Annotated in this window: 22 protein-coding genes, 1 tRNA gene and 2 rRNA genes; 11 read left to right on the plus strand and 14 right to left on the minus strand. The window is 34.7% G+C overall.

Annotated features, from left to right (window positions below; genetic code table 11):
• Window positions 1-28 precede the first annotated feature (28 nt).
• From C8P70_RS08950 to C8P70_RS08970, 5 genes are all read right to left on the minus strand, one after another.
• On the minus strand, window positions 29-1363 hold the full coding sequence (locus tag C8P70_RS08950; RefSeq protein WP_133712996.1) for a M56 family metallopeptidase: 1335 nt from the start codon (window positions 1361-1363) through the stop codon (window positions 29-31).
• A 7-nt stretch (window positions 1364-1370) separates the two neighbouring features.
• Window positions 1371-1739 carry a BlaI/MecI/CopY family transcriptional regulator gene (locus C8P70_RS08955; protein ID WP_133712997.1) on the minus strand — a complete coding sequence of 123 codons (369 nt, stop codon included), beginning with the start codon at window positions 1737-1739 and terminating at the stop codon, window positions 1371-1373.
• Window positions 1740-1825: 86 nt separating this feature from the next.
• Window positions 1826-3040, minus strand: a complete 1215-nt coding sequence (locus C8P70_RS08960; protein WP_133712998.1) for an MFS transporter — start codon at window positions 3038-3040, stop codon at window positions 1826-1828.
• 201 nt (window positions 3041-3241) lie between these two features.
• Window positions 3242-3697: a thioredoxin family protein gene (locus C8P70_RS08965; protein WP_133713019.1), complete on the minus strand. Its 456-nt coding sequence runs from the start codon at window positions 3695-3697 to the stop codon at window positions 3242-3244.
• Between the two features lie 28 nt (window positions 3698-3725).
• Entirely contained in the window at window positions 3726-5981 is a 2256-nt protein-coding gene (locus C8P70_RS08970; protein ID WP_133712999.1) for a TonB-dependent receptor, read from the minus strand.
• A 102-nt stretch (window positions 5982-6083) separates the two neighbouring features.
• Here C8P70_RS08970 and C8P70_RS08975 point away from each other — a divergent pair, with 102 nt between their 5' ends.
• From C8P70_RS08975 to C8P70_RS09010, 8 genes are all read left to right on the plus strand, one after another.
• Window positions 6084-6740, plus strand: a complete 657-nt coding sequence (locus C8P70_RS08975; RefSeq protein ID WP_133713000.1) for a metal-dependent transcriptional regulator — start codon at window positions 6084-6086, stop codon at window positions 6738-6740.
• Between the two features lie 2 nt (window positions 6741-6742).
• A complete protein-coding gene (locus tag C8P70_RS08980) occupies window positions 6743-7813 on the plus strand; it encodes an NADH:flavin oxidoreductase/NADH oxidase (protein ID WP_133713001.1) in 1071 nt (356 codons plus the stop codon).
• Window positions 7814-7857: 44 nt separating this feature from the next.
• The gene (locus C8P70_RS08985; protein ID WP_133713002.1) at window positions 7858-9018 is read left to right on the plus strand and encodes an MFS transporter; all 1161 of its coding nucleotides are present in this window, start codon (window positions 7858-7860) and stop codon (window positions 9016-9018) included.
• A gap of 76 nt (window positions 9019-9094) precedes the next feature.
• Window positions 9095-10846, plus strand: coding sequence for an aspartate--tRNA ligase (gene aspS / locus C8P70_RS08990; RefSeq protein ID WP_133713003.1), 1752 nt, complete (start codon window positions 9095-9097; stop codon window positions 10844-10846).
• A 155-nt stretch (window positions 10847-11001) separates the two neighbouring features.
• A complete protein-coding gene (locus C8P70_RS08995; RefSeq protein WP_133713004.1) occupies window positions 11002-11670 on the plus strand; it encodes an MBL fold metallo-hydrolase in 669 nt (222 codons plus the stop codon).
• Window positions 11671-11807: 137 nt separating this feature from the next.
• Window positions 11808-12944: a hypothetical protein gene (locus C8P70_RS09000; RefSeq protein WP_133713005.1), complete on the plus strand. Its 1137-nt coding sequence runs from the start codon at window positions 11808-11810 to the stop codon at window positions 12942-12944.
• A 226-nt stretch (window positions 12945-13170) separates the two neighbouring features.
• A complete protein-coding gene (locus tag C8P70_RS09005; protein WP_133713006.1) occupies window positions 13171-13986 on the plus strand; it encodes a helix-turn-helix domain-containing protein in 816 nt (271 codons plus the stop codon).
• A gap of 93 nt (window positions 13987-14079) precedes the next feature.
• Window positions 14080-14676 (plus strand): hypothetical protein, encoded by a 597-nt coding sequence (locus C8P70_RS09010; RefSeq protein ID WP_133713007.1) that lies wholly within the window; start codon window positions 14080-14082, stop codon window positions 14674-14676.
• A gap of 33 nt (window positions 14677-14709) precedes the next feature.
• Here C8P70_RS09010 and C8P70_RS14255 read toward each other — a convergent pair whose 3' ends face one another.
• From C8P70_RS14255 to C8P70_RS09030, 4 genes are all read right to left on the minus strand, one after another.
• Entirely contained in the window at window positions 14710-14859 is a 150-nt protein-coding gene (locus tag C8P70_RS14255; RefSeq protein ID WP_133713020.1) for a winged helix-turn-helix transcriptional regulator, read from the minus strand.
• Between the two features lie 42 nt (window positions 14860-14901).
• Window positions 14902-15468, minus strand: coding sequence for an aminoacyl-tRNA hydrolase (gene pth / locus C8P70_RS09020; RefSeq protein WP_133713008.1), 567 nt, complete (start codon window positions 15466-15468; stop codon window positions 14902-14904).
• A gap of 106 nt (window positions 15469-15574) precedes the next feature.
• Window positions 15575-16183 carry a 50S ribosomal protein L25/general stress protein Ctc gene (locus C8P70_RS09025; RefSeq protein WP_133713009.1) on the minus strand — a complete coding sequence of 203 codons (609 nt, stop codon included), beginning with the start codon at window positions 16181-16183 and terminating at the stop codon, window positions 15575-15577.
• 28 nt (window positions 16184-16211) lie between these two features.
• Window positions 16212-17153, minus strand: coding sequence for a ribose-phosphate pyrophosphokinase (locus tag C8P70_RS09030; RefSeq protein ID WP_133713010.1), 942 nt, complete (start codon window positions 17151-17153; stop codon window positions 16212-16214).
• A 157-nt stretch (window positions 17154-17310) separates the two neighbouring features.
• On the opposite strand from C8P70_RS09030, the gene C8P70_RS09035 reads away from it, so the two are divergent.
• Window positions 17311-17390, plus strand: a tRNA-Leu gene (locus tag C8P70_RS09035).
• A 38-nt stretch (window positions 17391-17428) separates the two neighbouring features.
• Here the strand turns inward: C8P70_RS09035 and C8P70_RS09040 are convergent.
• Window positions 17429-17932 (minus strand): DinB family protein, encoded by a 504-nt coding sequence (locus C8P70_RS09040; protein WP_133713011.1) that lies wholly within the window; start codon window positions 17930-17932, stop codon window positions 17429-17431.
• 226 nt (window positions 17933-18158) lie between these two features.
• On the opposite strand from C8P70_RS09040, the gene C8P70_RS09045 reads away from it, so the two are divergent.
• On the plus strand, window positions 18159-19031 hold the full coding sequence (locus C8P70_RS09045) for a cupin-like domain-containing protein (protein ID WP_133713012.1): 873 nt from the start codon (window positions 18159-18161) through the stop codon (window positions 19029-19031).
• 2 nt (window positions 19032-19033) lie between these two features.
• Window positions 19034-19513 carry a regulatory protein RecX gene (locus C8P70_RS09050; RefSeq protein ID WP_166666204.1) on the plus strand — a complete coding sequence of 160 codons (480 nt, stop codon included), beginning with the start codon at window positions 19034-19036 and terminating at the stop codon, window positions 19511-19513.
• Between the two features lie 63 nt (window positions 19514-19576).
• Here the strand turns inward: C8P70_RS09050 and C8P70_RS09055 are convergent, their stop codons facing one another.
• The 4 genes from C8P70_RS09055 to C8P70_RS09070 all read right to left on the minus strand — a co-directional run.
• A complete protein-coding gene (locus tag C8P70_RS09055) occupies window positions 19577-19759 on the minus strand; it encodes an outer membrane beta-barrel protein (RefSeq protein WP_166666205.1) in 183 nt (60 codons plus the stop codon).
• Between the two features lie 5 nt (window positions 19760-19764).
• Entirely contained in the window at window positions 19765-20148 is a 384-nt protein-coding gene (locus C8P70_RS09060) for a porin family protein (RefSeq protein ID WP_166666206.1), read from the minus strand.
• Window positions 20149-20272: 124 nt separating this feature from the next.
• Window positions 20273-20382, minus strand: a 5S ribosomal RNA gene (gene rrf / locus C8P70_RS09065).
• 144 nt (window positions 20383-20526) lie between these two features.
• Window positions 20527-20710: ribosomal RNA gene (locus tag C8P70_RS09070) — 23S ribosomal RNA — on the minus strand; the annotation flags it as partial.

A 20710-nucleotide genomic window follows, 5' to 3' on the forward strand; every position in this document is an offset into this window, starting at 1 on the left:
CAGCAAGCTTTGTTTTTATTTCTGTCCGTTACTGTTCAGCTTCGGCTCGTCGCGATTCCATTTCTTTTTTACGTGCTGTAATTTCGGCTTTTCTATTAGCTAGCTCCTTTTCTCTTTGAGCCTTCAATTCGGCAAGTCTGGCTTTTACTTCTGTCCGTTGCTGCTCAGCTTCGGCTCGCCGCGATTCCATTTCTTTTTTATGCGCTGTAATTTCGGCTTTTCTGTTTTCTGTTTCAACACGAGATAGTACTGCGGTTTTGCTTTGTTTTTCTGCCAATTCCTCTTTTTGAACTTTTAGTTCTTCACGCAATTTTTCGAGTTTCTGCTGTTGGATTTCAAGTTCTTTCTGCATCAATGCCAATTCTTTTCGTTGTGCTTTCAATTCTGCTTTTTGACGCGTTAAGGTTTCTTCTCCATCCGCTAAAGTATCATTTTGTACCACAAGCTCTTTAGTAATTACGTTTTCATATTCTGTCTGAATAGCCGATAGCACTTCGGCTTTTACTTTTATCTGAAAAGACAAAAAGAAAGCTGCCAATATGGGTGCAGTCAGCACAAATTTTAATTTTTTCATAATAGGTGATTTTTGGGTATTTAACATCAAAACTCTTTTTTTCAGGCTGGGAAACGCAAACGAATTTACCAGTGCAAACGGTTGTGTTTTTACTTTCTCAAACTGAATCAGCGTCATTTGGTATTGATATACATCAAATTTTTTGCTTATTTCCTGATCAACAATATATTCCAGATTGAGGTTTATTGCTTTCTGCATTAAAATCAGCACGGGATTAAACCAAAAAATATTTTTCAAAACATTTATAATCAAAACATCTATAGTATGTCGTTGCTTCACGTGTATGGCTTCGTGCGCTATAATTATATCTGAATTGGCAACAACTTGTTTGTTTTGAGGCAGGATTATCCATTTCCAAAAAGAATACGCTTCTTTTGTGTCAGAATCAATCAAAGTGTTTTTGTCAAACGGACTCTGAGGCAGGCTTTTCAAATACTGAACAAGATTGTAAATCCGCTTTACTAAACGCAACATTAGTACAAAGACTACAACGGCATAAAGCACCAGCGCAATTTGCTCTGCATTCAATAAGTTCCAAAAGTTTTGCACAGGTAAAACTCCTGCTTCAACAGATGTAAAACGGGTAACATCTAGGAAAGGAACTGCTTTTACCATAATTACCTTACTATAAGTGAAAAAAGGCAGCACCAAACTAACGACAATTCCTGATAAAAAGTAAATCCGGTTGGCTTTTACAAAAGTTTCTTTGCGCAAAAACAAAAAATAAAAAAGATACAACACGCTCAACAACAGGTTTACTTTTAGCAAGTAAACAGATATAGAAGTCATAAGCTGGTTATTTATTGTGTTTGTTTTTTTCGACCATAGCAATCAGCTCATTCAGCTCTTCTTCAGAGACTTTTTTGTCCTTGACAAAAAAGTTAACCAAATTGCTGAATGAATTGTCAAAATACTTATTCATTGTATCTTCCATAAACATACGACGGTAATCTTCCAGCTGAACAATAGGATAATATTGGTGTGATTTGCCGTATGCGGTATGTCCTACCACCCCCTTTTCTTCCAAAATTCTAACCATTGTAGACAAGGTGTTATAATGTGGTTTGGGCTTGGGCATGTGCTGCATAATATCATTAATGAATCCTCTTTCCAGTTTCCACAGGATTCTCATAATTTCTTCTTCTCTATTTGTCAGTTTTTCCATAGTTATAGATTTATTACATACAAACATATAACTATTTTCATAGTTTACAAACTAATTTTTTAGTTTTATTTAAAAAACACAGTCACTTATTTTTGTATTTTATTGATTATCAATAATAATAAGCTTACTAAAATTAATAAGCCTGCCAGAGAAAACGCTATACCGCTAAAATGAACTACGGCGGATTCTTTTGTAAACAAATAAAAGCTGTACGTAAAAACAAATGGAGCAAAAATAGTAGTCAAGCCATTTATACTCCCCAACATACCTTGCATTTTTCCCTGATCATTCCTGTGAACAGTTTTAGATAACAATGATTGAAAACCTGTTTGCTGTATGCTCCCCATAAGGTACAGCCCCATCCCTATCCACAAATAAATTGTTTTATCTGCAAAACTCATAATAAAAAACCCTAAAGCGCTAAGCATTAGCCCAAAAACTATCAGCTTAAAATCGGAAATTTGTTTTGCAAGAAAACTCACAAGATAAATTTGTACAACAAACCCTATCACACCGATAATGGTAAGCGAAGCACCTATTTGCTGTTTGCCCCAATCAAATTTATCAATTGTAAAATAAGCCCAAGTACTCTCCATACTATGAGAAGAAGCAGAAACCAATAAATAACCAATAAGAAACACTGCTATTTTTCTAAACTCAACTATTCTTTTCAGTTGCGAAACAGGAGATATTGTATCCAAAAATCTAAATCGTCCTTTTTGACGAGTCTGATTAGTTTCAGGAAAAAAGAAATAACCATATACTGTATTACACAGTCCTAAAATACCTGAAAATAAAAATGGATAATACATGTTGCACTCTCCTATTAATCCTCCAATTAAAGGTCCTACAATAAACCCTGCTCCAAAAGCTGCATTAATAAAACCGTAGTATTTTGTTCTATCGCTGTCGTTCGTTATATCTGCTATTGTCGCGCATGAAACGGCAAAAGTAGCTCCTGTAATACCTGCAATAACTCTTCCCAAGATTAACATGCTATAGGAATTGGCAAATGCCATTAAAAAACAGTCGAAAGAAAAACCTAATAGCGATAGTAAAAGAACCGGTCTGCGTCCAAAATAATCACTCACAGTTCCTAATATGGGAGCAAAAACAAACTGCATTAAAGCATAAACTAGTGTTAAAACGTCTCCATATTTTGCTGCTACAGCAATATTTGCATTTAAAAGTTTTTCAAGCAAGTCTGGCAAAACCGGAAAGATGATACCAAATCCTGCGGTATCTAATATAATTGTAATCGAAATAAATATTACAATTTTATTGTTGTTCTTAAAATTCATGAATATAAATAATAAAATAACCACCCTCTTTTATATGAAGGAACTAATAAATCTCTTTTGGTTCTTGCTAGTACGTGAACCAAATTAATAATCGATATGTTATTTTATTATTGCTGCATACTGTGCAAAGATAAAAGATTTTATTTTTAGAGATATAAAATCTCCGGCTATTACATCAGCGACAAATCTCTTAATCAAAATTTACTCTGTTATTGCATTTAACAACTTATACATTTGTTTGGGACGGAGATAACCAAAATGCTGATAGACAACCTCCTGATCTTGATTGAGAAAAATTACTGCAGGATAAGTATTTCCCTCTCCCAAGGTGAGTGCCAGTTCATGTACACCTGATTCAATTCCTGTTTTTTTATACGCAAACAAGTGATTTTTAAAATGAATTTCTTGTTTAGATTCTGCATTAAAAGAAATAAAATAAAAATCACTATCCAGTTTTTCAGAGATGCTTTGGTCAGAAAAAGTTTTTTTCTCCATCAGCAGGCAATAACTGCACCAGTCAGTATACATAAATACCACCGTGGGTTTGGGATCCTGTTTCAGCTGCTTTTCTAACTGTGAAAAAGTTATTTCCCGAGGCTGAGCATAACTACCAACCCCGAGAAAATAACCAAACACAAAAAAAATAATACTTCTCATTTCTTCTGCAATTACCAAAATTTATTTTTTAAAAAACGGTATATCTAACCCCTAGAAAACCTCTTATGCCCTGTAAAGGAGTATAGCTATAATCATTCGGTTCAAAAATCACATCTGTTCTTCCTGCCGGAGGTGTTACACCATTACCCGGTTCTCCGAACGGATCCCACCATCTGGCAATAGCATCTTCTTTTGGAAGAGTATTGAATAGGTTTTTGACTCCTCCATATATTTCAAAACCAGCGTTAAACTTTTTAGTTACCTGAATATTTGCCAATGCTATCCACGGAGAATATTCCGGACGATAATCATCATCAACACGCGGCAATCGCATTGGTCCTTTCCAGTCTGCCGTAAAGTCTGCCGTAAAGCCTCTTCCAAAATTGTAACTTGCTAATACATTTCCCGACCATTTAGGTGAATGATAAATTTGCTCTCTAATACCGTCTTCTTTTCGATAGACATCCATGTAAGTTGCTCCTGCCATTAATTTTAACGGAAAGTCAAATGTTACATCAACATTTAAAGACACACCTTGAGATATGGCATATCCATCTAAATTTGCATAAATAATCTGATGTTGATCGGTATCTGTATCCGCGTCAATTTTATTCGTAAAATAAGTATAGAATCCATTCAAGTCAAAATTGAAAATTCCAAAATTAGCGGGCACTTTAAAAGTATAGTTCAGGTTTGTATTATATGATTTTTCAGGATCTAAATCTTCTGCAAACACAACTTCCCGTGCTCCTGTTAAAGCGCGGTGATCTTCCGTAAAAACATTGACGACTCTAAATCCCGTACCAAAGCTCGCTCTCAACGCATGATGTGGATTAGGTGCAAACTTATACCCTATTCGGGGGGAATGAATTCCGCCATGTGTTTTGTCATAGTCAAAGCGATACCCCAATAAAAGCTTATTTTGCTTATTCAACGACCATTCATCCTGAACAAAAATACCTGGAATAGGCGTTTCTTCTGGCTGGTTCTTTACCAAACCATTTTCATCGTAAATACCTGTACCTCTTGTATTATCGTCATAGTAAGTATATTTAAAAGAAGTTCCTAACAACAAGCTGTGATTTCCAATATTCTTGTCCCAATATGCCTGAACAAAAGCCACCTGTTGCTTTGCATCATAAGATTCAGGTCCATACATTGAATTTTGATTGTGATAGATATAAGAAAACTGAGTGTATATATTTTCTGTTGTCGGCAGCTGGTACATCCCGATTGCCTCAAAGCGATTAGTGAAAATACTTTCCGCATAAACTTCTTCTCCGCCTCTATGTTTTTTTCGCTGCCAGTTTGTTTCTCCTCCCCAACGATCTTCATAAACATAGCGCAAAGCCAGACTTGCAATTCTATTCTCCTTTCGCTTTAATGATAATTTGTTAAATAAGGACACTCTATCTTGAAGGGTTACATCTGTGAAACCATCCTTGTTTTTATCTTTTCTCTCTCCAAACTTAAAATAATTTCCTCCAAACAGTCCATAGACCTTTTTTCCGAGTTTATAACCAGCTCCTAAATCTATATTATTTTCCAGCCAAGTTGTAGTAAACACATCAACACTTAATTTTGCCGCGTTTTTCGGATCTTTGGTAATCACATTAATAATTCCTCCCATCGCTTCAGTACCATAGAGGGATGAAGCCGGACCTTTTACAACTTCCACTCGTTCAATCATATTTGTAGGAATACCAAACAGTCCGTAAACGGTAGAGAGTGAAGAAACAATTGGCATTCCGTCAATTAAAATCATCGTATAAGGGCCTTCCATTCCGTTGATATGAATGTCTCCTGTATTGCAAACATTACAATTTAGTTGAGGCTGAACACCGTTTATCATTTGTACTGCGTCAAACAAGCTGGCAGTAGGGTTTTTAGCAAAAAATGTAGGTGTATAAATTTCGACAGGAGTAACTGCATCTGATTTTAACATCGGTTTCAAGGAGCCTGAAATAACAATTTCATCCAAACCGGAATTTTCCTTCAGATTAAAGTCAACAACAACGGTTTGGCCTTCCTTTACCACTATCGTTTTTTTCTGTTTTTTATAACCTATAAACTCTGCCTGAAGCACATAAGAGCCCGGAACTAAATTTTTAAAAATAAAATGCCCTTTTTCATCTGCAACAATCCCACTTTCAATAGTGCCTTTTAGTAAAATGGTGGCATATGGCAACATCTCACTGCCTGAAGTTATTTTTCCTTTTATTATCTGAGCATGTCCGAATACGATACTCAAGAAAAAGAGCAAAATAGTAGCTTTAGCTTTCATTTAAAATATTTTTTATACTAATTTAAAAATAAATTTAGGCAAAGCTAAAAATAAATTTATAAATAAAAAAACGTACCTTTGTAATTATTAAAAAATAATACTATGCTTACCTACTCAGAAGAAAATTACCTAAAAACTATTTTCCATTTATCACAAGGACAAAAGCACGGTATTTCAACCAATGCCATCGCTGCCAAGATAGAAACCAAAGCCTCTTCTGTAACCGATATGATTAAAAAGCTGAATGAAAAAAAGCTGATAAAATATCAAAAATACCAGGGAGTTACTCTGACATCCGAAGGGTTGATGGCGGCAAAAATGATTGTAAGAAAACATCGGCTTTGGGAAGTTTTTTTAGTAGAAAAACTAAATTTCAACTGGGATGAAGTACACGATGTAGCAGAGGAGCTGGAGCATATTAAATCAGAAAAATTAATCAATAAATTAGATGCTTTTCTCGGTTATCCGACTGAAGATCCACACGGAGATCCAATACCCGATTCTAAAGGCGACATGAAAATGATAAACAAACAGCTTTTATCAGAATTACCAATCAAAAAAACAGCTATCTGCATTGGAGTGAAAGATTCATCTTCTGATTTTTTACAATATTTAGACAAACAAAAAATTTCACTTGGCAGTAAAATCGAAATTCTTGAAATAGAACCTTTTGATCAGTCTTACAGAATAAAAATCAACGATTACGAAATCACAGTTACCAAAAAAATTGTCAACAACCTTTTTGTAAAAACAAACTAATAATGAAAATGCTTTTTACGAGTCTGCCACTAAAAAATCATACCCTGCAAAATAGGATCGTCGTTTCCCCTATGTGTCAGTATAGCGCAACTGATGGTTTTGCAGCAGATTGGCATTTAGTTCATCTGGGGCAGTTTGCTATTGCAAAAGCCGGCGCCATCATACAAGAAGCTACTTCTGTTTCTCCTGAAGGCAGAATAACTTATGCTGATTTAGGTATCTGGAAAGATGAACATGTTACAAAATTAAAACAAATAACCCAATTTATAAGGTCACAAGGCAGTATTCCCGGAATACAATTAGCTCATGCAGGCAGAAAAGCCAGCTGCGAAAAACCGTGGATTACCCGAAACCAAATAGCTCCGGATAAAAATAATGGCTGGCAGACGGTAGCTCCTTCTGACATTCCTTTTCATGAAAAAGATCATCGTCCTAAAGCGCTTTCAAAAGAAGAAATCCAAAAACTGGTTACAGCTTTTAAGACAGCAGCAGAAAGAGCTGTTAAAGCAGGTTATGAAATCATAGAAATACACGCCGCTCATGGCTATCTGGTTCATCAATTTTTATCTCCTTTAATCAACAACCGCACAGACGAATACGGCGAAAGTTTTGAAAATAGGATTCGTTTTTTATCAGAAATCATCGATGCGGTAAAAGATGTATTAACGACACAATCGCTCTGGGTCAGAATTTCTGCTACGGACTGGGCGGAAGGCGGTTGGAATATATCCGAAAGCACTGAGTTGACAAAAGTTTTAAAATCTAAAGGTGTTGAAGTATTAGACGTAAGTTCCGGAGGAGCGGTCAGACATCAGCAGATAACAACCGGATTAAACTATCAGGTTCCTTTTGCGGAAGAAATAAAAATCAAAACAGGTATTCTTACCGGAGCGGTAGGACTCATCAAAACCGGTACGCAGGCAGAAGAAATTCTTCAAAGCAATAAAGCCGATTTTGTGTTGATAGGAAGAGAATTTTTAAGAAATCCGCATTTTGTTGCAACAGCAGCTCAGGAACTGGGTATTGATTTACAATGGGCTTCTCAATACGAAAGAGGTAAAGAAACAGACTAATAAAAATTACTTCTCTAAAAGACAAACGATATAACTTTATCTAGATGAACAAAAGCTTACTTGCTCTTGCCGTTGGGGGGCTCGCTATTGGAATGACCGAATTTTCAATGATGGGATTGCTCTCAAACGTAGCAGAAGATCTACATATCAGCATACCCCAAGCCGGAAATTTTATTTCTATTTATGCTCTGGGCGTGGTAATAGGAGCGCCTCTACTGGTTATGCTTTCCAATAAATTCGCCCCGCACAAAGTATTAATGACACTCATGCTGATGTTTTCAGTATTTCACACTCTTTTTGTTATTTCTCCTGATTACACTACCTTGCTCATCACTCGTTTTGTATCGGGGTTGCCGCATGGAGCATTTTTTGGAGTAGGTTCAGTCGTTGCTACACAACTTGCAAAGCCCGGAAAAGAAGCACAGGCAGTTGCTATTATGTTTGCCGGACTGACAACCGCTAATCTGATTGGCGTTCCTCTCTCCACTTATATCGGACAGGAATTTTCATGGCGAACTGCTTACGGATTAATAGCTTCACTAGGCATTATTACAACGCTTACCATCTGGTTGTGGATACCCAAATTAGAAGCAGACAAAAATACCAATACACAAAAACAGCTTTCTTTTTTTAAAACTAAAACTGCCTGGGTACTTGTAGCTTTAATTTCTATAGGCACAGGAGGACTGTTTGCCTGGATTAGTTACATCAAACCCATGATGATGCACATTGCTCTGATTCCGGAAAAAAATATTCCGATTATTATGACTTTAGTCGGGCTGGGAATGTTTTTGGGCAATTTTGTCGGCGGTAAAATTGCAGATACGTTTTCTCCATCCAAAGCCGTTATCTTTTCGTTCAGCGCCATGACGATCTGCCTGATTGTAGTTTATTATACCGTTCATATCCAATGGCTGGCATACGTTATGGCATTAGTCACCGGATTAGTTGCTTTTACAATGGGATCTCCATTACAGATGATGCTGATAAAAAATGCCAAAGGTTCAGAAATGCTCGCTGCATCAGCAGGTCAGGCATGCTTTAACATCGGAAATGCTTTGGGTGCTTATCTGGGAGGTATTCCTATTGCATTGGGATTAGGATACAACTCACCAGAGTGGGTAGGTGCCGGAATGGCAGTCAGCGGAGCTATATTAGCATTTTTATTTCTCAAAATGCAGCAAAACCAACAAGCAGTCCGTTAACTACTAAACCAATTTCTTATAATGTTTTCATTTTAAGTTAATAATAAGTTTATAAATTTGTAGAAATTTTTCAACAATGTACAGAACGCATAATTGCGGAGCTTTAAGAGCTTCAGATATAAATACAGAAGTTACCCTTTCAGGATGGGTAAGCAAACACCGCGACAAAGGATTTATGATTTGGATTGATTTACGGGATCGTTATGGAATCACGCAATTGATCTTTGATGCCGAAAGAACAGATAAAAGCGTTTTTGAAACTGCTAAAAATCTGGGGCGGGAGTTTGTTATTCAGGTAACAGGAACGGTGATTGAGCGTTCTTCCAAAAATCCTAATTTACCGACCGGCGATATTGAAATTTTAGTAACTTCATTAAAAGTATTAAACGAATCGAGCGTACCGCCTTTTACAATAGAAGATGAAACAGATGGCGGAGAAGATATCCGCATGAAATACCGTTATTTAGACATCCGAAGAAATCCGGTAAAAAACAACCTGCTTTTTAGACACAAGGTAGCCCAGGAAGTAAGAAATTATCTTTCTGCACAAGATTTTTGCGAGATAGAAACCCCTTATTTAATCAGTTCAACACCTGAAGGTGCAAGGGATTTTGTAGTGCCGTCCCGCATGAATCCAGGTGAGTTTTACGCTTTGCCACAATCTCCTCAAACTTTTAAACAATTGTTGATGGTAGGCGGAATGGACAAATATTTTCAGATTGTAAAATGTTTTCGAGATGAAGATTTACGCGCAGACAGACAACCTGAATTTACTCAGATTGACTGTGAAATGGCGTTTGTTGAGCAAGAGGATGTAATAGATACCTTTGAAGGAATGACTAAGCACCTCTTAAAAAGTATTCACAATATAGAAATTGATAAGTTTCCAAGAATGACCTTTGAAGAAGCGATGAAAAAGTATGGAAACGACAAACCGGATATTCGTTTTGGAATGGAGTTTGGCGAATTAAATAAAGTTGCTCAACACAAAGATTTCGGAGTTTTCAACAGTGCCGAATTGGTAATTGGTATTGCCGTTCCGGGCGGAGCTGCTTATACCCGCAAAGAAATCGATGCTTTGATTGACTGGGTAAAACGTCCTCAGGTTGGTGCAAGCGGAATGGTATATTGCAAATGCGAAGCAGGAGGAACATACAAATCTTCTGTAGATAAGTTTTTTGATCAGGATGATTTGAAAAATTGGGCAGAAATTACAAATGCCAAAGAAGGTGATTTGATTCTGGTATTATCAGGACCGGCAAATAAAACAAGAGCTCAGTTAAGTGCCCTGCGTATGGAACTTGGCAATCGCCTAGGATTGAGAAAGCCTGATGAATTTGCACCATTATGGGTTATCGATTTCCCTTTGTTTGAATGGGATGAAGAGGCAGGCAGGTATTTTGCCATGCACCACCCTTTTACATCGCCTAAAAGAGAAGATATACCGTTATTGGATAGTGATCCGGGAAAAGTACGTGCCAATGCTTATGATTTGGTTTTAAACGGCAATGAAATAGGCGGAGGTTCTATCCGCATTCACGACAGAGAAACACAAGAGCTAATGTTCAAACACTTGGGTTTTACCAAAGAAGAAGCTCAAAAACAATTCGGATTCCTGTTAAATGCTTTCCAATATGGAGCTCCGCCACACGGAGGTTTAGCTTTTGGATTGGATCGTCTGGTGGCAATTTTGGGCGGACAAGAAACTATCCGCGACTTTATCGCTTTCCCTAAAAATAACTCGGGCAGAGATGTGATGATTGATGCACCTTCTGCGATCAGACCAGAACAACTGGAAGAATTGCATATTACGGTAAAACCACAATAAAGGGTTTTTAAAATTTATAACTTACAACAATTTCGGAAATAGCTGGCTATTTCCGAAATTGTTATTTATAGAAGTTATTTTAGCTTTTACAACTATGAAATTTTAAGGTATAATTTGTATATTTAAGTAATTATTTTTTTAAATATAGAACATATATGACAAAATTTCTAAGAAAAACCTTAGTATTTGTTTCCTTTATTTGTTTTTTTAATTCTAGTCAAGCACAAGAAATTAAAATCAGATTTATTGGAAATTGCGGTCTTCATATGACAGATGGACAATCAAACATTTATATTGATTTTCCTTATAAATCAGGAGCTCATAAGTACATGGAATATAATAAAGCTGAAATAGATAGTATAAAAGAAAATTCCGTTTTCATCTTTACTCATCGGCATGCAGATCATTATTCCAAAAAGATTTTAAAGAAGCTTCAGGGCAAAAAAATTGATCCCTCAAATATTTTTGAATTAAGAAGTTTAAGTGACTTAGTTACTAATTTTAATATAACAGCCTTTAAAACAGAACATAAAGTTTATGGTATTCCTTTTAAGCATTATTCCTACTTAATTACTTGGCACGATAAAAAAATTTACTTTTCAGGCGATACAGGAGACTTGGAAGAAATCTCTAAATTAAAAGATATAGACTGGGCTTTCGTAAATCCGTGGTTATATATGAATGCTCAGAACAAAGAAATTAGTATTGATGCAAAAAATTTCGGAATGTATCATTTATATCCTGATCAAAAGATTTATGGAAAAATCCCAACCAATCTCCTTATATTAAATAAACAAGGAGAAATAATAAAAATTCCATATTAGGATACTATTCTGTAAATTTGGATTACTATCTAGCAATCAGTTTCTTCTTGCAAACATAAAATACAATCAGCAAAAAATTTGTTCTGCCTTTCTAAAAGAGTTTTATATATTTGGTTATATCTTTTTAAAACTCTGCTATGAGGAAAATTTTACTGCTAATAACTTCTCTATTGATTTTTGCATGTAACGGACAAACAACAAAACAAGATCCTTTTTCACTGACTATTTCTCCTATTATAGACCAAACTGATAAAGAAAATAAAGCTATTATAAATGCTTTGACTGAATTTTTAAAGACTAAAAATTCCTCGTTAACACATAATAAATATTGGAATTCTTCAGATTTTAAAAAATATACCTATCCCTATCTTGATATCATCAATATCGAGAATTCCATATACGGGGAGAATTTTTATAGACCAACCTTAATGGAAATAATTTCAACCGAAAACCCGGTTCAAAAAATCGTAAAAATAGCTTTTATCGGACATCAAAATACAACGCAAGAAAGCCAATTAAAATCAATTTATAACATAGTAGCAAATATTGACCAAGACAAGATTATATTTAGCAGATATTTGGATTACGCAACTGAAAACTGGGAAGTAATTCAAAAAGACAGCTTAACTTATAAAATTTCTCCTAACAAGATTGCAAATAATGAAGAAATTACTAATCAGAAAAATGATATTGAAAAAATCTGCCAGTTTTTAAACTGCAATCCTATTCCAATAACATTTTATTCCTGTATTACTCCAAAGGAAATCTTTGAAATTAAAGGTTTTGACTATAATCCAATGATGTATATAGACAAAACAGGCGGACTTGCCGAACATGGAAATGTGGTTTATTCGGGTAATAATTCCGAGATTTATACTCACGAAATTATTCATATTTATACAAATGACCTGTTTCCAAAAATTGATAAATTCATTGATGAAGGATTGGCTACATTTATTGCGGGCAGCGGAAAATATGATTATCAATGGCACAGAAAAAAATTCATTAATTTCTTAGAAATAAACAAAGACATTGACCTTAGTTTATACACCGATATTTATGAAAGAATTTATTTTGAAAATGAAACATCTGTACCCTACCTGCTATCCGCTGTAATCATTGAAAGAACTCTGCATATATATGGGAAGGATAAATTAATGGAATTGCTAAAATCCAAAACTGATTTATGGACATCTTTAAATACTGTAGGTCTGACCAAAAAAAACATAAATGATGAAATACGAAAGCAAATAAAACTATCGTTAAAATCTTAGTTATAACAATTAAAATAAGATTGAATTAGTCATCAAAATATAAAAAAATAATGGCTACAAACCATTTGATAAATACAATTCTAAATATTTATAAATCATAGAATTTTTTAGTTTTTAAAAAATAGTTCATTACTTTATATCTGCTTTATTATCTATTTACTGATTTTTTACAATTCTGCGATAGGGATAATTACTAAATTGCGATAGCAAATGTTGAACTTATGCTATGGAAAACAAGAACAATAGCCATAACTTTTTTGATCATGATACTAAACGAAACCCAAGGATAGAGTATAAAACCACTCCTTGTAAAGCATTGCAGATACCTATACAAGAATACATGTTGGTTGAATGCAATCAAGGAATTGAATTAGAAACGCTCCCCAGTACTTCTCTATCTTTAGACATAATTATTAAAGGAAAGATCTCTATGCATCAGCAGGACGGTTCTATTAGAGATCTTCCCAAAGCAGTTATCTTTGGTATAGCACGCAGGTCGTTCAAATTTACATTTGCTGACAAAACCTTGCTATTTGTTGTAATATTTAATCCCGGATATGCCGCATCCCTAATCAAGAAACCTTTGAATCTTCTTTTTGAAAAATTCATTGCCTTAGAGGAACTATTTGACACCCAAAAAGTAAATAACTTAGTTGATACAATCAAAAACAAGAAATCATATGAACAAATGGTTGAAATCATAGAACGGTTTTTACTGGAAGAGATAGAACCCTGTTTGACAGACAATATTATTAATGAATCCATTGTAAAAATTAAAAATAGAAATGGAATTATTTCCGTCAAGGAATTAACCAGCGGTCTTCCTATAAGCAGAGATACTTTTGAAAAACGATTCCGGGCTAAAGTAGGAACTACTCCCAAGCAATATATCAACATTATAAGATTCAGAAACTTGTTCCTCTCAAACTATACGAAAGACAATCTCACTGAAATTGCGTTGAAAGCAGGATATTATGATCAATCTCACTTTATAAAGGACTTTAAAGCTTCTACGGGCAGACTTCCTTCAAAATTTCTATAAACCAAATAAATTGGAGTATATAATAGCAAAAATCACGATTTATAAATCCATTAAATATTAATAAAGTAAAACATCCATAAACTCTTTTAAATTATGAATTCTACATCCAAAACATTTAAATTATTATTCGGTTTACTATTGCTATCTAATCTGATACTTATTGCTTTTCTTTCGTACTTCTTGTGGAATAGTCCGGATAACATACATACCGAACGAATAGATATTAAGGATTCTACCGGAAACAACAGGGTTGTTATTTCTAATGCTGACAAAATCCCGTCGCCAATCATAAAAGGAAAAATTTATGAAAGAAGAATAACCCCTGCCGGACTTATTTTTTACGATAAAAATGGTGACGAACGGGGAGGAATTGCTATCTCCGAACATGAACAAATGAATTTAAATGCTATTTCATTTGACTATCAGAATGCAGATGCTATAGGAATTTACGCACAAGACGATCAAAAAAGCAACTATTTCAAAGCTGGATTGACCATAAACGACAAGGACGTTTCCGGTAAACCTGGTTATAACATAAACCGGATCAATCTGGTTACAGAAAACGGAAATGCTTCGTTGGTTATGAAAGATGCGAATGAGGTTCCGAGACTGGTTTTAAAAGTTGACAGCTTGGGTACTCCTTCAATAGAAATGTACAATGAAGGAGGAGAATTAAAATGGAAACAGTAAATTACAATATCTAAAGAAAAGAAGCTGAATAAATCAATCGTATTTGAAAGTGTATGCCGAGGGAACAGACATAAACTTCTTTTTCCTCGGCATATATTTTTCCCAATCACAAAGATTTTTCAATATCGGAACTAAATCTACACCTTTATTGGTTAAAACATATTTTACTCCGGCAGGAACCATATAAGGAATTTCCTTTTTGACAAGTATAGCGTGGGTTATCAATTATTTTCCGTTATAATTATTCATAGCGTTATTTAATCCTGCCAAAACAAATTCCTGTACAGCTTTAGATGCAGTTTGCAGTCTTTCAGGCAAAAACTGATTTTCTTGATCACTCCAGTTTCCAAGTACGTAATCTACCTGCTGTCCTTTTTTAAATTCATCGCTGATACCAAATCTAAAGCGGGGATAATTAACTGTATTCAGCAATGCCTGAATGCTTTTTAAGCCGTTGTGTCCCCCATCCGAGCCTTTCCCTTTGATGCGTATTGTTCCAAACGGCAAGTTGAGGTCATCTGTAATTATCAGTAAGTTTTCAACCGGAATTTTTTCTTTTTCCAACCAATATTGTACCGCTTTTCCACTTAAGTTCATATAGGTATTGGGTTTCAAGAGCAGCAATGTCCGTCCTTTTATTTTTACTTCTGCTAAGGCTCCTAATTTTACCGTCTGCCATTCTCCGCTCAGTTCACGGGCTATTTCTTCTACTACTTTAAATCCTATATTATGTCTGGTATGAATATATTCTACACCGATATTTCCTAATCCTACAATTAAAAACTTTTTCATATAAAAACAAAATCTGAACACAAAATTAATCTAATACAAGCAAGTTGCAAATAAAAAAGCACCTGCGTTATTGACACAGGTGCTCTTAAAAATATAAGCTTTGAAATTATTTTTTCTTTGCTGGTGTTTTTGCTGCTTTTGCTGCTTCTTGAGCTGCTTTCATCGCCGCACGTGAAATTCTTACCTGACAAATTACAGTGTTATCTGCATGTAATAATTTGTAGTTATTTTCTGGTAAATCAGTAACATATAATTTATTACCCATATCCAAATTAGAAATATTTACCTCTACAAAATCTGGTAAATTAGCCGGCAAAGCTTTCACTTTTAGCTTACGCAAGTTAAGGTTCAAAACTCCCCCTGCCATTACCCCTTTAGAATTTCCTGTGATTTTTACAGGCACTTCTAACGTAATCTCTTTATCATCGTGCAGTTGATAAAAATCAATGTGCATGATTTTATCTGTTACAGGGTGAAATTGAATATCCTGCAATACAGCATTAAATTTCTTCCCTCCGTCCAAATCAATTACAACAGTGTGTACATTTGGAGTATAAACCAAATTTTTAAATGCTTTTTCTTCTGCAGAAAAATGCATGGCTGGTTCTGTTCCTCCGTATAACACGCAAGGTACCATTCCAGCATTACGCAAGGTTTTAGTAGACACTTTACCCACGCTTTCTCTTTGTGATCCTTTAATCGTAATCGATTTCATCTAGTATATATTTAAAAAATTAATAAATTTACATTATAAATGTCTGACTGATAGACTCGTTTGCCTGAACATTATGCATTACCTCTGCAAATAAAGGAGCACAGCTCAACACCTTAATCTTGTCACTTTGACGCTTTAACGGGATAGAGTCAGAAACAATTAATTCTTTTATAGAGGATTGCTCAATCTTTTCATATGCTCCTCCTGATAAAATTGCATGCGTACAAATTGCTCTGACGCTCAACGCCCCTCTTTCAATCATCATATCTGCTGCCTTTGCCAATGTCCCTCCTGTATCAATCATATCATCAACCAAAATCACATTTCGTCCTGACACATCACCTATCAGCTCCATTTTTTCAATGACATTAGCCTGTTTTCTCTGTTTATAGCAAATAACTACATCTGATCCCAAAAATTTAGAGTAAGCATAAGCTCTTTTGGATCCTCCCATATCTGGTGATGCAATTGTGAGATTATCAATATTTAAGCTCTTGACATAAGGCAAAAATATTGTTGAAGCATACAGATGATCCACTGGTTTTTCAAAAAAACCTTGAATTTGATCAGCGTGCAAATCCATTGTCATGATACGAGTTGCTCCGGCAGATTCTAATAATTTAGCAACTAACTTGGCTCCTATAGGAACTCGAGGTTTATCTTTTCTATCTTGTCGTGCCCATCCAAAATAAGGAATTACAGCTGTAATGTGCCTTGCCGATGCTCTTTTAGCCGCATCACACATCAGCAACAATTCCATCAGATTATCTGAAGACGGAAAAGTAGAACAAACTAAAAATATTCTTCTTCCTCTTATTGATTCTTCAAATGAAGGCTGAAACTCTCCGTCACTGTAATACGACAAAGTTACTTTTCCTAATTCTACTCCATAATGTTTAGCTATTTTCTCCGCTAATTCAAGGCTTTGTGAGCAGGAAAAAATTTTTGCTTCCGGTTCGTAATTTGACATTTTGATAATTAGTTGTTCTTTTGTTAGTTAGACCTTACCCATTTTTATAAGGCGATGCAAATTTATAAAATTTATATTGATGAAGCGATTTTTTTAGTTTTTTTCTTTGAAAGTATTTTTTTTTACCTACATTTGCACTCACAAACAAGAGGTCATCGCCCGGATGGCGGAATTGGTAGACGCGCACGACTCAAACTCGTGTTCCTAGGAGTGTGGGTTCGATTCCCACTCCGGGCACAAAAAGCCTGATTACATTTTAGTAATCAGGCTTTTTTTTATATACTTTTTATACTTTCATCTGCAGACGGACCATACATTCCCGGAATAGGTATGTCAAGCAAACGAAGATAAACCGAGAGTTGTCCCCTGTGATGATAAATATGATTGTTAACTATAAACCGATTGGCTGCAATCTTTGGCATCTTTGCAATTAGATGTTCTCCTGCCGTTAAACTCCAATCTTCTTCCCATTTTTTTTCATCAAATTTTTCTACAGCTTTTCTGCTTTGTTCATAAAATTCATCTAGCAGTTCTAATAAATCTTCTGTTGTTGTAGCCTTAAGAGGAACATAGTCTTGATGAAAATCTAATTTATCTTTTTCTGTAATATTTACAGTCCAAATAGTCAATTCTGTTATGTGTTTTGCCAAATCTCCTACTGACATTGATTTTTCATGCGGTTTCCATCCCCACTTATCATTAGGGATACGAGCAATTATTTTTTTTGTACTTGCTATTTCTTTTTCCAACTCTTTTAGAAAACTACTATTTATACTCATATCTTTTATTTTCCCCTAATTTATACAAATCATTTATCAGAAACAAAAAATAACTACTATATAATATTCTTTTATCACAACTCAATATCGCACAATTGAAATATTTTTTCGAGTTAGATTTTCAATAGTTTTTATTTAAATCTTAACTATTTAATAATCCTTTATTAAATTTGTATTTATATTCAACAAAACATCATTTAAAAATATAAAGTCAAAATATCTAACTATGGCTAAACTAAAGCTTCAGGAAATAGAAAGAGTTTCGACAATTTCAAAACAAGACTTTCTTGAGAAATACTTTAAAAAGCAAAAACCAGTTGTAATTGAAAAACTGACAGAAGATTGGGATGCTTTTCAGAAATGGCACCTAGATTATATCAAAGAAATAGCTGGCGATAAAATCGTTCCGCTTTATGATGACCGTCCTGTAACACATAAAGATGGATTTAATCAAGCACATGCCAAAATGAAAATGAGTGATTATATCAAGCTATTACAAACAAAACCCACTAATTATCGCATTTTTTTATACAATCTTATGAAAGAAGTCCCTTCTCTTCAAAATGATTTTAAATGGCCTGACATTGGATTAAAACTCGTAAAACAATTACCCATGTTATTTTTTGGAGGTGAAAATTCCAAAGTATTTATGCATTTTGATATTGATTATTCTAACATTCTTCACTTTCATTTTCATGGCAAAAAACAATGTATTTTGTTCGATCCAAGGCAAACTCCCTATATGTATAAAATTCCCCATTCTCTAATTACAAGAGAAGATATTGATTTTGACAATCCCGATTTTAAAAAATGGCCTGCTTTGCAATATGCCAAAGGCTATATCTGCAATCTCAATCACGGAGAAGTTCTGTATATGCCGGAAGGCTACTGGCACTACATGAAATATTTAACTCCTGGATTTTCCATGAGTTTACGAGCTTTCCCTTCTAAACTTTCCAATCTGGCTAAAGCAGCATATAACGTAACAATCATGCGGCATTTTGACAATTTGATGCGAAAAATTCAAGGACAAAAATGGATAGACAATAAAAACAAAAAAGCGATAATCAATACCCATAACAAATTAAAACTACATTGATTGTGAAGTCTCGTGAAAACACCTATTTATCCTTTGAAGAAGCCAAGCAAAAGCTTGAACAGTTTTGTGTTTATCAGGAGCGCTGCCACACAGAAATAACTGATAAAATGTACAAACTAAAAATAAATACTGCGTTGCATGATCCGATTATAGTTCATCTAATAGAAAATAACTTTTTAAACGAAGAACGTTTTGCTTGTAGCTTTACAAGAGGAAAACATAGACAAAATGGTTGGGGTAGAAATAGAATCAAGCAAGAGCTCAAATTCAGGGATATTTCAAATTATAATATTGAAATAGCTTTAAAAGAAATAGAAACCGAATATTTAAAAAAATTTCATTCCTTAGCTCAAAAAAAATGGAATAACATAGAAAGTAGTTCCTTAGAAAAGAAAAAAAACAAATGGATTGGATATTTAATGCGCAAAGGATATGAAAGTTACTTGATTTTTGAATTCCTCAAAAATATAGAAAACCAATAAAGACAGATTAATCTGTCTTTATTGGTTTTCTATTTCCATTTAAAACTTATCTCCTACAGAAAGCTAAAAAACTCTGTTTTTTCCTCCTCCATCAAAATCTGAACTTTTAATAGGTTGTAAGGTATTAGTCAATCCAAAATTATATCTTGCATCGAAAAAAAGTCCTTGTGAGAACTCGTATCCCAAACCCATATTAAATCCAAAATCCACTGAATTCGTAATGCTTTCTAAATCTATATTATCCACGGGTCCTATATCAGTTGATAATTTAGAACTACTACAAAACCTATCTGCGGTCCCGCCTGAATACTAAATCCATTTCGTACATAATATTTAAACATGACAGACACATTAATATAGTTTATTTTCATTTTGGCTTCAAACCTTGCAAAAGGTGTATCTTCCTTCTCCCTTGCCCCCTGAGAAGAATACATTAATTCTGGCTGTATAGAAAAATTATTATTAACAAATATTTCCATCACACCTCCAATATGAAGATCAGTTCTCTTTTTTAAACCACTTTCATTAAAATCACTCAAATTAACCCCTCCCTTGAGCCCTAGTTTAATAGTTGTTTGTTCACTTGCTGAATCAGAATAACTTGATTCTTGTGCTTTTGCTGTAAAGTTAAGCACTGCAAGGACAATTAATGTGTAAAGTATTTTTTCATGATTATTTTTATAAATTTATCAATAGGCAAACATAGTAAATAAATAACAAAAAATCCCCTTCACACTAATGTGAAGGGGATTTTCAAAAAAAGGGCAGCGACATACTCTCCCACCTTGCGGCAGTACCATCTGCGCTGGCGGGCTTAACTGCTCTGTTCGAAATGGAAAGAGGTGGACCCCGCCGCAATAACCACCCTGATTCGGCAGCTACTACTAAAAGTAACTTATATGGTTAACTATACTGAAAAAACACGCGGCAACAAAAAAATAAAAATATATGGATAAATAAACCTTATCCCAAATAGAAAGACGCCCTCTCCCCATCCCTGAGACAGGGAGAGCGCACATAAGCGTACGGGCTATTAGTACTACTCGACTGTGACATTACTGCCTCTACATCTGTAGCCTATCAACGTTGTCATCTTCAACGACCCTTTAAAGAAATCTAATCTTGTGGTGGGTTTCGCACTTATATGCTTTCAGCGCTTATCCCTGCCCAACGTAGCTACTCTGCGATGCCCCTGGC

The organism is Myroides indicus (genome assembly GCF_004364575.1).
GTDB classification, from domain to species: domain Bacteria; phylum Bacteroidota; class Bacteroidia; order Flavobacteriales; family Flavobacteriaceae; genus Flavobacterium; species Flavobacterium indicum_A.